This is a genomic window from Ornithinimicrobium avium, assembly GCF_003351765.1.
GTDB lineage: Bacteria > Actinomycetota > Actinomycetes > Actinomycetales > Dermatophilaceae > Ornithinicoccus > Ornithinicoccus avius.
Window position 1 is genome coordinate 1,863,094 of the sequence record NZ_CP031229.1, and the last position, 12,220, is coordinate 1,875,313.

Annotated in this window: 16 protein-coding genes; 3 read left to right on the plus strand and 13 right to left on the minus strand. The window is 73.9% G+C overall.

Annotation, left to right across the window (positions count from 1 at the left end; all coding sequences use genetic code 11):
• Positions 1–131 precede the first annotated feature (131 nt).
• Positions 132–905, minus strand: coding sequence for a YidC/Oxa1 family membrane protein insertase (locus tag DV701_RS08455; protein WP_162802916.1), 774 nt, complete (start codon positions 903–905; stop codon positions 132–134).
• 67 nt (positions 906–972) lie between these two features.
• Positions 973–1,251 (minus strand): hypothetical protein, encoded by a 279-nt coding sequence (locus tag DV701_RS18225; RefSeq protein WP_162802917.1) that lies wholly within the window; start codon positions 1,249–1,251, stop codon positions 973–975.
• Positions 1,252–1,362: 111 nt separating this feature from the next.
• On the opposite strand from DV701_RS18225, the gene DV701_RS18230 reads away from it, so the two are divergent.
• Positions 1,363–2,022: a GOLPH3/VPS74 family protein gene (locus DV701_RS18230; protein WP_162802918.1), complete on the plus strand. Its 660-nt coding sequence runs from the start codon at positions 1,363–1,365 to the stop codon at positions 2,020–2,022.
• Positions 2,023–2,142: 120 nt separating this feature from the next.
• Here the strand turns inward: DV701_RS18230 and DV701_RS08465 are convergent, their stop codons facing one another.
• Genes DV701_RS08465 through DV701_RS08485 form a run of 5 tightly spaced genes read right to left on the minus strand, consistent with a single transcriptional unit; the run spans position 2,143 to position 6,230 of the window.
• Positions 2,143–2,769: an MBL fold metallo-hydrolase gene (locus DV701_RS08465; protein WP_114927925.1), complete on the minus strand. Its 627-nt coding sequence runs from the start codon at positions 2,767–2,769 to the stop codon at positions 2,143–2,145.
• Entirely contained in the window at positions 2,766–3,899 is a 1,134-nt protein-coding gene (locus DV701_RS08470; RefSeq protein WP_114927926.1) for an S-(hydroxymethyl)mycothiol dehydrogenase, read from the minus strand. The genes DV701_RS08465 and DV701_RS08470 overlap by 4 nt, the downstream gene beginning before the upstream one ends.
• A 50-nt stretch (positions 3,900–3,949) precedes the next feature.
• Positions 3,950–4,453, minus strand: a complete 504-nt coding sequence (gene ispF / locus DV701_RS08475) for a 2-C-methyl-D-erythritol 2,4-cyclodiphosphate synthase (RefSeq protein ID WP_114927927.1) — start codon at positions 4,451–4,453, stop codon at positions 3,950–3,952.
• Entirely contained in the window at positions 4,450–5,724 is a 1,275-nt protein-coding gene (gene ispD, locus DV701_RS19205; RefSeq protein ID WP_114927928.1) for a 2-C-methyl-D-erythritol 4-phosphate cytidylyltransferase, read from the minus strand. The genes ispF and ispD overlap by 4 nt, the downstream gene beginning before the upstream one ends.
• Positions 5,725–5,747: 23 nt before the next feature.
• On the minus strand, positions 5,748–6,230 hold the full coding sequence (locus DV701_RS08485; RefSeq protein ID WP_114927929.1) for a CarD family transcriptional regulator: 483 nt from the start codon (positions 6,228–6,230) through the stop codon (positions 5,748–5,750).
• Positions 6,231–6,450: 220 nt separating this feature from the next.
• Here DV701_RS08485 and DV701_RS08490 point away from each other — a divergent pair, with 220 nt between their 5' ends.
• Complete coding sequence (locus DV701_RS08490; protein ID WP_162802919.1) at positions 6,451–6,999, plus strand: hypothetical protein; 549 nt, start codon at positions 6,451–6,453, stop codon at positions 6,997–6,999.
• Positions 7,000–7,090: 91 nt separating this feature from the next.
• On the opposite strand, the gene DV701_RS08495 is transcribed toward DV701_RS08490, so the two are convergent.
• Genes DV701_RS08495 through mshA form a run of 3 tightly spaced genes read right to left on the minus strand, consistent with a single transcriptional unit; the run spans position 7,091 to position 9,649 of the window.
• Positions 7,091–7,846 carry a phosphoglyceromutase gene (locus tag DV701_RS08495; protein WP_114927931.1) on the minus strand — a complete coding sequence of 252 codons (756 nt, stop codon included), beginning with the start codon at positions 7,844–7,846 and terminating at the stop codon, positions 7,091–7,093.
• A gap of 10 nt (positions 7,847–7,856) precedes the next feature.
• Positions 7,857–8,390, minus strand: coding sequence for a YbjN domain-containing protein (locus DV701_RS08500; RefSeq protein WP_114927932.1), 534 nt, complete (start codon positions 8,388–8,390; stop codon positions 7,857–7,859).
• Complete coding sequence (gene mshA, locus DV701_RS08505) at positions 8,387–9,649, minus strand: D-inositol-3-phosphate glycosyltransferase (protein ID WP_114930930.1); 1,263 nt, start codon at positions 9,647–9,649, stop codon at positions 8,387–8,389. The genes DV701_RS08500 and mshA overlap by 4 nt, the downstream gene beginning before the upstream one ends.
• Before the next feature lie 107 nt (positions 9,650–9,756).
• Between mshA and DV701_RS08510 the strand changes: the two genes are divergently transcribed.
• The gene (locus DV701_RS08510; RefSeq protein WP_114927933.1) at positions 9,757–10,578 is read left to right on the plus strand and encodes a class I SAM-dependent methyltransferase; all 822 of its coding nucleotides are present in this window, start codon (positions 9,757–9,759) and stop codon (positions 10,576–10,578) included.
• A 3-nt stretch (positions 10,579–10,581) separates the two neighbouring features.
• Here DV701_RS08510 and DV701_RS08515 read toward each other — a convergent pair whose 3' ends face one another.
• From DV701_RS08515 to DV701_RS08525, 3 genes are read right to left on the minus strand one after another with little or no spacing between them, the layout of a single operon-like run.
• Complete coding sequence (locus DV701_RS08515; RefSeq protein ID WP_228255284.1) at positions 10,582–10,971, minus strand: phosphomannose isomerase type II C-terminal cupin domain; 390 nt, start codon at positions 10,969–10,971, stop codon at positions 10,582–10,584.
• A gap of 51 nt (positions 10,972–11,022) precedes the next feature.
• Positions 11,023–11,829, minus strand: a complete 807-nt coding sequence (locus tag DV701_RS08520; RefSeq protein ID WP_228255285.1) for an alpha/beta fold hydrolase — start codon at positions 11,827–11,829, stop codon at positions 11,023–11,025.
• On the minus strand, positions 11,826–12,158 hold the full coding sequence (locus DV701_RS08525) for a DUF2516 family protein (protein ID WP_114927935.1): 333 nt from the start codon (positions 12,156–12,158) through the stop codon (positions 11,826–11,828). Before DV701_RS08525 ends, DV701_RS08520 begins: the two co-directional genes overlap by 4 nt.
• Between the last annotated feature and the right edge of the window lie 62 nt (positions 12,159–12,220).

The following is a 12,220-nucleotide window of genomic DNA, read 5'->3' on the forward strand; positions in this document are numbered from 1 at the left end:
AGACAGCGTTGGCAACGTTGCACACGTCCCCGAACGTTGCACAAGGGGGTGCCCGGCGCCACGAAGCACGCCCGATGCGATGAAGCCACGCCCGATGCGACGAAAGCCTGGCCGGCGCGAGCAGCAGGGCGTCAGGCGGGCTGGCTCCGACCCGCCGCGGGAGCCGCCGCGTGACGCACCCGGCGCAGGCTGGCACGCTCCAGCAGGCCCCAGGTCGAGCTGGTCACCAGGTAGAGCCCCGCCGCCAGCGGCACCGAGGCCACCGCCATCACCGTCATGAAGGACATCAGGGGCATCACCTTGGTGGCCCGCTCCATCGTGTCGGCCATCTGCTGCTGCTGGGCGCTGAGCTTGGTGGCGGACTGCGCCGCGTGCTGGGCGGCCCGGTCCTCGGCCATGTGCCGGCGCATCTGCCAGGCGGCGAAGGCGGCGACCGCGACGGTGAGGCCGATGAGGGCGAAGAAGACCCAGCGCTGTCCGGGCGTGGCAGCCCCCATCCGCTCCGAGAGGGGCACGCCGAGGAAGGCGTGGTCGAGCAGCTGGTTGTGGTGGCCGGCCAGCTCGGGAGCCGTGAAGAGCCGGTAGACCATGCCGAAGACCGGCAGCTGGATGAGCATCGACAGGCAGCCGGGAGCCATCGGCACCTGCTCCTCCTTGTGCAGGGCCATCACCTCCCGCTGGAGCGCCTGGGCGTCGTCCTTGTGCTTCTTGCGCAGCTCGGCGATCTGCGGCTGGAGATCGCGGCGGCGGACCGCCAGGCGCTGGTTGCGACGGTTGGTGGGGTGCAGGGCGGCACGCACGGCCAGCGTGATGAGCACGATCATGAGCGCGGCCGGCAGGACCGGGGAGAGGAGGGCGAGCAGGTCGTGGACGGGGACGAGCAGCGGGTCGAGGAAGGCGAACACGGCGGACTCCTGGGGTAAGGCGTGCGGGAGGGCAGGCGTCTGCGGCGCCGCCCGTCCGGGCACGCCGCTAGGAGTCCAGCCCCGGTGCTCGAGGGCGCGGGAGACCGGGCCGGTCCGGGTCGCTGGAGCGCACGCCGGCGCTGCGGCACACCTCGCTGCGGCGCCGGACCGAGACCACCTGGCCAGTCACCGGCAGCGCGCCGGTGGAGACGGCGAGCGCCGCCAGTCCGGCCAGGGCCAGGGTGATCAGGAGGTGGTCCGGGGCGGTGGCCGACAGGAGGACCACCGCGGTGAGCAGCGGCAGCAGCAGGCCCGGGAGGGGCAGGTGCTCGGACCGGGTGCTCACGGTCGCACCCTACCGCCCGCGGCCGGGTGCGGTCTGCATCCTGCGACGGACGGCGGCCCTCCTCCCGTGGTCCGATGTGCGCAGGGTCTCGGTGCGGCTAGCGTCGTGCCCATGACGACGATCGCCGAGGACCTGCTCCTGCTGCTCACCCGCGACAACGGCAGCAACGGCCTTACCGTGGCCGACACAGCCGTGGGCGGCGCCCTGCTCGCCGAGCTCGCCGGGACCGAGCGCGTGGACCTCGACGAGCGGGGGCGGATCCGGACGCTGGACAGCACCGGCACCGGGGACGCGCTCCTCGACGAGGCGATGGTCCGCCTGGGCGATCAGGTCGGCCGCAAGCCGGAGCCGGCCGTCCAGAAGGTCGGCAAGGGGATGGCCAAGCGCGCCTACGAGCAGCTGGCCCGGGCCGAGCTGGTCGAGCCGCGGGAGCACGGCGCGCTCGGCGTGACGCTGTGGACCAGCTGGCGACCGCTCGACGAGGAGCCCGCCGAGCGTCTCCGCTCGGAGCTGGTCGACGTGCTCGCCGGGCGCCGCGGGGCCGACCTGCGCACCGGGACGCTGCTCTCCCTGCTGCTCGCGACCGACCAGCTCGGCCGGGGTCTGCCCAAGGAGGCACGCGGCGGTCTGACGATGCGTGAGATCAAGCGGTCCGCCAAGGAGGTCTCGCGCGGACGGTGGGCGGGCGAGGCGGTGCACAAGGCGATGCAGGACGTCAACGCCGCGGTGATGACCGCGGTGTTCGCCGGCGGCGCGACCGCAAGCACCTGACCGGCCGGGGGCGGGCGGCGCGGCGGGGAGCGAGAGCCGCCACGGATCTGCCCCCCGCGGAGGGCAGATCCGTGGCGCGCCGATACCTCGCCGACGGTCCTGGCTCAGCGACTCCCCGCCTCAGTGCCCGCGGTCGATCCACTCCTGACGGTGGGGCTTCTCCGCGCCGACCGTCGTGCTGTCGCCGTGGCCGGTGTGTACCACCGTGTCCTCCGGCAGGGTGAGGATCTTGTCGGTGATGGAGGCGACGATCGTCGGGAAGTCGCTGAACGAGCGGCCCGTCGCACCGGGCCCGCCCTGGAAGAGGGTGTCGCCGCTGAAGAGCACGCCCAGCTCCGGCGCGTAGAGGCTGCACGCGCCCGGGCTGTGCCCCGGCGTGTGCAGCACCTGCAGCGTGGTCCCCGCGACCTCGAAGGTCTGCCCGTGGGCGAGCTCGGCGCCGGGCGCCTCCTGGTGGACGCGGTCCCACAGCATCCGGTCCTCCGGGTGCAGGTAGGTCGTGGCGCCGGTGCGCCCGGCCACCTCCACTGCGGCGTCGATGTGATCGTCGTGGCCGTGCGTGAGGATCAACGCGCGCACGGTGCGGTCCCCGACGAGCGCCAGGATCGCCTCGGCGTCGTGCGGGGCGTCGATGACGACGCACTCGGTGTCGTCGCCGACCACCCACACGTTGTTGTCCACCTCCCAGGTCCCGCCGTCGAGGCTGAAGGTACCGCTGGTCACGGTGTGGTCGATGCGGGCGTTCATGCAGGCTCCTCCTTGGTGAGCTGGGACTGGTCCAGGACGACGACCGAGCGGAGCACCTCGCCGGCGTTCATCCGGTCGAAGGCCTGCTCGACGTCGCCCAGCTCGACCGTCTCGGTGACGAAGGCGTCGAGGTCGAAGCGGCCCTGGCGGTAGAGGTCGATGAGCATCGGGAAGTCGCGGGAGGGTAGGCAGTCGCCGTACCAGCTGGACTTCAGCGAGCCGCCGCGGCCGAACACGTCGAGCAGCGGCAGGGTGATCTCCATGTCCGGGGTGGGGACGCCGACGAGCACCACGGTGCCGGCCAGGTCGCGGGCGTAGAACGCCTGGCGGTAGGTCTCCGGCCGGCCCACGGCGTCGATGACGACGTCCGCGCCGACGCCGTCGGTGAGCTGCTGGACCGCCTCGACCGGGTCGACGCCGGAGGAGTTGACCACGTGCGTGGCGCCGAACCGGCGGGCTCCCTCGAGCTTGCGCTCGTCGACGTCGATCGCGATGACCTTGGTGGCCCCGGCGAGCGAGGCCCCGGCGATGGCCGCGCTGCCCACGCCGCCGCAGCCGATGACCGCCACCGAGTCCCCGCGGGTGACCCCGCCGGTGTTGACGGCGGCGCCGAAGCCGGCCATCACGCCGCAGCCGAGCAGGCCCGCCGCGACGGCCGAGGCCTCACGGTCGACCTTGGTGCACTGGCCTGCGTGGACGAGGGTCTTCTCGATGAACGCGCCGATGCCCAGGGCCGGGCTCAGCTCGGTCCCGGCCATCGGGTCGCCCTCGGCGAGGGTCATCTTCTGGGTGGCGTTGTGGGTGTTGAAGCAGTACCACGGCTCGCCCTTGGCGCAGGCCCGGCACTGGCCGCAGACGGCGCGCCAGTTGAGGATGACGAAGTCACCGGGCTGGACCTCGGTGACCCCCTCCCCGACCGCCTCGACGACGCCGGCGGCCTCGTGCCCGAGCAGGAAGGGGAACTCGTCGTTGATCCCGCCCTCACGGTAGTGGAGGTCGGTGTGGCAGACCCCGCAGGCCTCGACCTTGACGACTGCCTCCCCCGGTCCAGGGTCGGGGACGACGATGTCGACGACCTCGACGTCGGCTCCCTCACTGCGGGCGATGACGCCCTTGACGATCTGCGACATGACACTCCTTGGTCGGGATGGGCTGCTGGCGCCCACCGTAGCCCGACGCCTCAGCGGCGGGCGACGAGGGCGGTCGCGATCCCGACCAGTCCCTCACCCCGCCCGACGAGGCCGAGGCCGTCGGTCGTGGCGGCGCTCACCGACACCGACGCCCCGCCGAGCGCCGCCGACATGGCCGCCTCCATCTCGGCGCGGCGCGGGCCGACCTTCGGGCGCGGGGCCACCACCTGGACGGCGACGTTGCCGACCCGCCAGCCGTCGGCCTCCAGCAGCCCGCGCACGTGGGCCAGCATCTGCGCCCCGGAGGCGCCGGCCGTCTCCGGCCGGTCGGTGCCGAATACCGAGCCCAGGTCACCCAGCCCCGCGGCGGAGAGCAGCGCGTTGCAGGCGGCGTGGGCGGCGACGTCACCGTCGGAGTGCCCCACGATGCCGCGCTCCCCGGGCCACTCGACGCAGCCCAGCCACAGGGGACGCTCCTCCCCCTCGGACGCCCAGGCGTGGACGTCGGTCCCGACCCCCGTGCGGGGCAGCGGGTATGGGGTGCTGCTCGTCATCTCTCCTCCTCCACCAGCGCGACGATCCGGTCGACGACCTCCGCGGCCGTCAGGCTCGCGGTGTCCAGGCTCAGGTCGGCCTCCGGCCAGGGCTCGAGCTCCCGGTCCCGCACGTCGGCCCAGCCCGGCAGGCGGTGGCCCTCGATGTCGGCGGAGCGCCCCTCGACCCGTCGTCGGTGCATCCCGGCGTCGGAACACTCGAGAAGCACCCGGACCACCCGCGCGCCGGCCGCCGCGCCCACCTCGTCCCAGGCCGCGCGCACCACGGGGAGGCCGTTGACCATGTCGGCCACCACCGACAGACCCACGGCGAGCTGGTCTGCGGCCACCCCGTACGTCGCGGTGTAGCCGTACGGGGCCGTGGCACCCTCGGCCAGCCCGGCACGGAGCAGGCCCTGCTCGACCGTGTCGACCCGCAGGTGCGCCGCGCGGAGGCGCCGGCACAGGGCCCGTGCGACCGTGGTCTTGCCGACGCCGGGCAGTCCGGAGAGGACGACGAGGGCGGGCGGGCGCGGCACCTGCTCCGTGTCCGCCGGCTCCCCGTCCACCAGCCAGCAGGCCGCGACCTCCAGGTCGTGCGGCGTGGTGATCTTCAGCGCGCGGGGCGACCCTTCGACGACGGTGACCCAACCCCCGTGCGCCTCGACGAGGCCGCAGTCGTCCGTCGCGGGCCGGGCACCGGCGCGCGCAGCCTCGGCGTGGGCACGCTCCAGGGTCTCGCGCAGGAACCCCTGCGGCGTCTGCACCGCGCGCAGGACGGACCGGTCGAGAGTGGCCACGACGTGCTCGACACCGCGCGCGTCGGCGGCCACCTGCTTGACGGTGTCGGTCACCGGCAGGGCCGGGGTGACGGCGGGATGCCCGGCGTGGACAGCGTGGACGACGCGGTCGAAGACCGCCACCGGCGTGAGCGCGCGGGCGGCGTCGTGGACGAGGACCACTCCGACCTCGGGCGACAGCGCATGCAACCCGTGGAGGACGGAGTCGGTGCGCTCGGCGCCACCGGCGACGACCGACACCCCCACCCCCGCGGGGACCGCGACGGAGCGGACTGCGTCAGCCAGCTGCCCCATACCCTCGTGGTCCGCGGGAGCGACGACGACCACGTGGGAGAGGGCTGCGCAGCGCAGGGCACCGCGCAGCGCGTGGACGACGACGGGAGCCGCATGGGCGCCGTGGCCCAGCGGCACCAGTGCCTTGGGACGGCCGGCACCGAGGCGGGTGCCGGCACCGGCGGCGACCAGGACGAGCCCGACGCCACCGGGCGTCACGGCCGGCGGCGTCCCCTCTGCCGTCAGGAGGCGAGGACCTCGTCGAGCGTGGCCTCGGCGGCGACCTCGTTGGTCTTCTCGGCGAGCGCGAGCTCGGAGACCAGGATCTGGCGGGCCTTGCTCAGCAGGCGCTTCTCGCCGGTGGACAGGCCCCGGTCCTTGTCCCGGCGCCACAGGTCGCGGACGACCTCGGCCACCTTGATCACGTCGCCGGAGGCGAGCTTCTCGAGGTTGGCCTTGTAGCGGCGCGACCAGTTGGTGGGCTCCTCGGTGTGCTCGGCGCGCAGCACGGCGAAGACCTTGTCCAGGCCCTCCTTGCCGACGACGTCACGCACGCCGACCAGGTCGCAGTTCTCCGCCGGGACCTCGATGGTGAGGTCACCCTGGGCCACCTTCAGCTTGAGGTAGATCTTCTCCTCGCCCTTGATGGTGCGTGTCTTCATCTCTTCGATGAGAGCGGCGCCGTGATGCGGGTACACGACAGTCTCGCCGACCTTGAACGTCATCTTGAGTTAGCCCCTTTCGCGGACCCCAAGGATAGCATGAGTGAGCCACGTCACGGAATCAGATCCCTCGCATCGTCGCAGGTCAGGGACTTGCAAATGGGCCCGAAGTGTGCTGCGACCCCCTTGCCGGGTGTCTCCGGGACGGGCGCAGGCAGGACACGTCCCCGCAGGTCACGACGGGCTGCGGGCCTCCCGGCGCACCCTCCGATAGGCTGTGCCCGTGATCACCGCACGTGCCTCCCGCCAGCGCCGTTCCGCCGCCCTGCTCGTCGCCGTCGCGACGGGCTCCCTGGCCCTCGCCGGCTGCGAGGTGGCCAGCCCGGTGTCGACCATGATCGACTACGCCCCCGCGGACGGGATCCAGCTGGACGGCCCCTCGCTGGACGTGCGAGACCTGCTGGTGGTCTCCCACGGCAACGGCTCCCCCGCCGTCGTCTCGGGCTCGCTGATCAACAGCGGCACCGAGCCGCTGACGGTCACGGTCTCCGTGGCCGGCCAGCAGCTCGACGCAGAGGTCACGGTCGACCCCGGTGCCTCCGTCCGCCTGGACGGCGTCCAGCCCGACGGCAGCGAGGTCGACCCTGTCACCGTCCCGGCGCTGGAGGCGCCGGCCGGGCAGAGCGTCGAGGTGCGCCTGACCACCGGCGAGGAGACGCTGGCCGGCAACGCACCCGTCCTGCTGCCCCACGGCCCCTACGAGCAGTTCGCCGACCAGGCGGGCGGCACGGTCGCGCCGCACCCGGCCGACGAGGGCGCCGCCGACCACTGAGCCTCCGCGGGCCGACGCCGAGCACGGAACTGCCGTGCACGACCCACCCACATGAGTGGCTCGCCCGCGTAGGGACTCCGGAACCCCGCGACTACTTCTTGCCCTGGTTCGCGACCTGCTGGATCGCCGCGGCCGCGGCGTCGGGGTCGAGGTAGCGCCCGCCGCGGGTCACCGGCGCCAGGTCGGCGTCCAGCTCGTAGTGCAGCGGGATGCCGGTCGGGATGTTGAGGCCGACGATGTCGTCGTCGGAGATGCCGTCGAGGTGCTTGACCAGGGCCCGCAGGCTGTTGCCGTGCGCGGCGACGACGACCGTCCTGCCGGCGCGCAGGTCGGGCACGATGTCGGAGTCCCAGTAGGGCAGCATCCGGGCGATGACGTCCTTGAGACACTCCGTCCGGGGCATCTGCGCCCCCAGGTCGGCGTAGCGGGGGTCGCCGGCCTGGGAGTACTCGGCGTCGTCCTCGATCGGCGGCGGCGGGGTGTCGAAGCTGCGGCGCCACAGCATGAACTGCTCCTCGCCGTACTTCTCGCGGGTCTCGGCCTTGTCGAGCCCCTGCAGCGCGCCGTAGTGCCGCTCGTTGAGCCGCCAGGAGCGGTGCACCGGGATCCAGTGCCGGTCGGCGACGTCGAGCGCGAGGTTGGCGGTGGTGATCGCCCGGCGCAGCAGCGAGGTGTGCAGCACGTCGGGCAGCAGTCCCTCGGCGACCATCAGCTCGCCGGCGCGCACCGCCTCGGCGCGGCCCTTCTCGGTGAGGTCGACGTCGACCCAGCCGGTGAAGAGGTTCTTGGCGTTCCAGTCGCTCTCGCCGTGGCGGAGCAGGATGAGCGTGTGCGCGGCGTCCGTCATGGCTCCCAGACTACTGGGACGGGGGTATGTCGTTCCCTGCGGCGTCCAGCGCCTCCAGCTCGGCGCGGAAGGCCTCGAGGTTGGCCGTCGGCTCGCCCCGGGAGAGCCGCCAGGCCCACTCGCGGCGGATCGCGGTCCAGAAGCCCAGACGCAGCAGCTCGTTGAACGGCTCGTCGGCGGCGGTGAGCACGCCGCCGAGCAGCTCGTCGAGCGCCTGCTCGTCCAGCCCGGCGAGCAGCACCCGGCCGGTGACGTAGACGTCCCCGGAGCGGTCGATCGCGTAGGCCAGCCCGGCGGTGCGCAGGTTGCGGCGCAGCAGGTGGCGGTAGAAGTCCTCGTGGTTCTCGTCGGGGTTGCGCACGACGAAGGCACGCACCTCCATGACCCGTGCGCCGACGACGAGCGAGACGACGGTGCGCAGCTTGCGCTCCCCCGGCAGGCTGACGACGAGCTCGCCCTCGTGCGCGCCCACCTCCGGCTCGAGCTCCAGCGCGTGCAGGTGCTGGCGCACCCGCGCCAGGTGGTCGGTGCCGACGGTGGTCATGCGCTCTCCCTGGTGGCGTGGTGCTGGCTGCCGCTACGGCGTGCCTCGACCGCATCGGCGTAGACGTCGACGAGGGCGTCGACGGTGTTCTCCCACGAGAACTGCGCTGCGTGCGCGGCGGCGCGGGCACCCCATACCTCGCGCTGGCCGGGGCGGGAGAGTCTCTCGAGGGCGGCCCCGAGCGCGTCGGCCCAGTCGGCCGGGTCGTGCCCGTCGACGAGCACGCCGGCGTCACCGACGGCCCACGGCAGCCCGCCCACCCGGGCGGCGACCACCGGCGTGCCGCTGGCCAGGGCCTCGACGGCGACCAGCCCGAAGGACTCGCTGTAGGAGGGGACGGCGACGAGGTCGGCGGCGCGGTACCACTGCGCCAGGTCCTCCCGGGAGACCGGCGGCCCGACGCGCAGCACGTCCGCCAGGCCCTCCTCGTCGGCGACCCGTCGCAGGGCGTCGGGGCGGGAGATGCCCGAGCCGGACAGCCCGCCGAGCACGGCCACGACCAGACGGTCGCGCAAGGAGGGGTCGCGACGGACCAGTTCACCGGCGGCGCGGACGAGGACGTCGGGCGCCTTGAGCGGCTGGATCCGGCCGACGAAGAGCAGGACGACCGCGTCCTGGGGCAGGCCCACGGCGCGGCGGGCCTCGTCCTGCGGCCCGGGGCGGAAGGTCTCCACCGCCACGCCCGGAGCGACCACGTGCACGCTCGCCGGGTCGGCGCCGTAGAGCTCGACGAGCTGGCGCGCCTCGTCCGGCGTGTTGGCCACGAGCGCGTCGGCGACCTCGACCACCTGCTCCTCGCCGATCTCGCGGCCGCGCGGCTCGGGGTCGTCACCGGCGGCGAGAGCGCGGTTCTTGACCTTGGCCATCGTGTGCATGGTCTGCACGAGCGGGACGTCGAAGCGGTCGGAGGTGACCCAGCCGACCTGCCCGGAGAGCCAGTAGTGCGCGTGGATGACGTCGAGCTGCCCGTCCGGCCTGCCGGCCAGGTGGTGGGAGAAGTCCGCGGCGAAGGCGCACAGCTGCCCCGGCAGGTCCGCCTTGCCCAGGCCCTCCAGCGGGCCTGCGGTGACGTGGTGGACCGTGACCCCGGGAGCGAGCCGAACGCGCTCGCCCTGGGAGCGAGAGGTGGCCCGGGTGAAGACCTCGACCAGCACCCCGCGGCGGGCGAGGCGGGTGGCGGTCTCCACGACGTACACGTTGAGGCCGCCGGCGTCACCGGTCCCCGGGCGCTCCAGCGGGGAGGTGTGGACCGTCACCATCGCGACGTGCCGCAGCCCCCGGGTGCGACCCGGTGCACCGTCGACGGGGAGGTCCTGGCTGGTCACCGTCCCAGTCTCGCACGCGCTGCCACGCCTACCCTGGGCACGTGACCTCCCGCCCCCGCAGCCGTCCGGTCGGCACGGTCACGCGCGGGACCACCAACCCCAACCGGCTGCGCCGCGTGGACCGGTGGATGGGCTGGGCGCTGCGGGACGTCCTGCGCGCCCCCGCCGGTCCGCCGGTGGTCGTCGACCTGGGGTATGGCGCGTCCCCCGTGACCGTGCTCGAGCTCGCCGACCGCCTGGGCCGGGTGCGGCCGGACGTGCGGGTCGTCGGGATCGAGATCGACCCCCGGCGGGTGGCACGGGGCGAGGCGGTGGCCGACCCGCCGAGGGTGGTGTTCGTGCTGGGCGGCTTCGAGCTCCCGGTGCCGGGCGGGTCGGCTCCGCACGTGGTGAGGGCGTTCAACGTGCTGCGGCAGTATGCCGAGGGCGAGGTGCCCGCCGCGTGGTCGGAGGTGGTCGGGCGGCTGGCCGCGGGCGGCGTGCTCGTCGAGGGGACCTGCGACGAGGTCGGCCGACTGGCGGCGTGGGTCGAGGTGCGGCGCGGCGGGGACGGGTCGCCGCTTCCCCGCTCGCTCACCCTCGCGTGGCGCCTCGCCGGTCTCGACCGTCCTTCCGTCGTGGCCGAGCGCCTGCCCAAGGTGCTCATCCACCGCAACGTCCCCGGCGAGGGCGTGCACGCGCTCATGGGAGCCCTCGACGCCGCCTGGGCGCGGCAGGCCCCGCTGGCCGGCTTCGGCGCCCGTCAGCGGTTCGTGGCCTGCGCCCAGGATCTGCAGGACGAGGGCTGGCCGGTGATGCACGGTCCGTCCCGGTGGCGGCTCGGTGAGCTCAGCGTCGCGTGGGAATCGGTGGCGCCGCTCTGACCCTCAGCGGGCGTAGTCGTCGTCCAGGCGGACGATGTCGGCCTCGTCGAAGTCGCCGAAGGCCAGCTCGAGGATCCGCACCCGGGTGTCTCCGGAGTTTCCCAGACGGTGCCGGGCGCCCGGCGGCACCCAGACATGGTCCCCCGGTCGGGCCACCCACGCCTCGTCGTCGACCTGAACGTCGGCGGCGCCCTCGAGCACGTGCCACATCTCGCCGCGATGGCCGTGGGTCTGCAGCGAGAGCCGGTGCCCGGGCTCCACGGTGATGGTCTTGACGGTCACCGGCTCGTTGGTGGCGAACTGCTGGAAGCGCCCCCACGGCCGCTCCGCGACGAACACGTCCTGCGTGCGGTCACGCGACGTGACGGCGAAGTTCTCGATCGGCTGCGACACTGGCCCTCCTCCGGGGCGCCCTGCACGCCCCTGCGACTCTCCCTGCGCTCCTCACGACCCTGCGAGGAAGGCACCCACGCGATCACGGGTCTGTGCGCGGTGCCCCCACATGATGCCATCCGGCCCCGACACGTGCACGGTCCCGCGGGGGAAGAGGCCGGCGAGCTCGCGGGCGACGTCGGCCGGGTGGGTGGCATCACCCTCCTGCCCGAGCACCAGCACGGGACACCTCACCCGCGCCAGCTCGGCCCGGTCGAGGACCGGCACCCGGTGCGGCAGGACCCGCAGCGCGGCCGCGACGCCGGTGGTGACCAGCGCCTCCGCCTGCTCGCGGCACCAGCGCACCACGCCGGGGTCGTCGCGGACCGCCGCGGGCTGCTCGGCGAGCAGGTGCGCCGCGACCGGGCGCACGTCGCCGGCCTCGACGCGCACCGCGAGCCGCTCCAGGCGCCGCATGGCATCGTCCTCGCGCGGCCGGTCGATCGCGGCGGGCAGCACGAGCACGATCCGGGAGAAGCGGTCCGGGTGCTGCACCAGCCCGGCCAGCAGGGCACCGGCCCCCATGCTGATCCCCAGCGCGCGGTCGGCACCGAGGCGGTCGGCGACCGACCAGACCTCGGCGGCGAGCTCGGCATACCCCCAGTCGTCGTCCGTCGGCGCGAACGAGGCGCCGTGCCCGCGCAGGTGCACGAAGGTGCGGGTGCCGGGGACCTTCGAGGCGTACGGCCGCGTGGTCGCGATCGACCCCGCGAGCCCGTGGACGAACAGCGAGCGCGGCTCGCCGCGGCCGGTGGTGAGGACCTCCAGGTCGCCGTCCGGGCCGGGGACGAGCTCGGTGCGTGGGACGCCCGGTCTCACCACGGCCCGTAGGGGCCCATGTGGTCGCCGCCGCCGCGGGACCGGCCCAGGACCGCCTTCAGCGCCGGCTTGACGTCGGCGTGGTAGACCCCGGCGGCGACGATCGCGGCCAGGTTGAACAGGTTGAACGGGTGCAGCACGAAGATGAACCCGATCACCGTCGCCACGCCGGTCAGCAGCAGCCAGAAGTTCTTGGTGCGCTTGCCGGCAGCGACGAAGGCGTCGGCCCGCGTCCGGGCGCAGTCGACCAGCGCCCACACCATCATGGCCAGGACGGCGACGCCGACGGCGGTCATCAGCAGGTTCTGGGCTCCGTAGAGGGCGGGCATGCTCCCAGGGTATGCGGTGCGCCTGGGTGCGGCGTGGACGCGCCCCGGCGCCTGGTCTCCCC

What these genes read in the sequence shown, in the direction of transcription:
- DV701_RS08495 (WP_114927931.1), bottom strand. Translation starts at nt 7,846, where the DNA reads ATGACGGACGCCGCGCACACGCTCATCCTGCTCCGCCACGGCGAGAGC.
- DV701_RS18230 (WP_162802918.1), top strand. Translation starts at nt 1,363, where the DNA reads ATGACGACGATCGCCGAGGACCTGCTCCTGCTGCTCACCCGCGACAAC.
- ispF (WP_114927927.1), bottom strand. Translation starts at nt 4,453, where the DNA reads ATGACGAGCAGCACCCCATACCCGCTGCCCCGCACGGGGGTCGGGACC.
- DV701_RS08485 (WP_114927929.1), bottom strand. Translation starts at nt 6,230, where the DNA reads ATGACGTTCAAGGTCGGCGAGACTGTCGTGTACCCGCATCACGGCGCC.
- DV701_RS08500 (WP_114927932.1), bottom strand. Translation starts at nt 8,390, where the DNA reads ATGACCACCGTCGGCACCGACCACCTGGCGCGGGTGCGCCAGCACCTG.
- DV701_RS08525 (WP_114927935.1), bottom strand. Translation starts at nt 12,158, where the DNA reads ATGCCCGCCCTCTACGGAGCCCAGAACCTGCTGATGACCGCCGTCGGC.
- DV701_RS08470 (WP_114927926.1), bottom strand. Translation starts at nt 3,899, where the DNA reads ATGTCGCAGATCGTCAAGGGCGTCATCGCCCGCAGTGAGGGAGCCGAC.
- DV701_RS08465 (WP_114927925.1), bottom strand. Translation starts at nt 2,769, where the DNA reads ATGAACGCCCGCATCGACCACACCGTGACCAGCGGTACCTTCAGCCTC.
- mshA (WP_114930930.1), bottom strand. Translation starts at nt 9,649, where the DNA reads ATGGTGACGGTCCACACCTCCCCGCTGGAGCGCCCGGGGACCGGTGAC.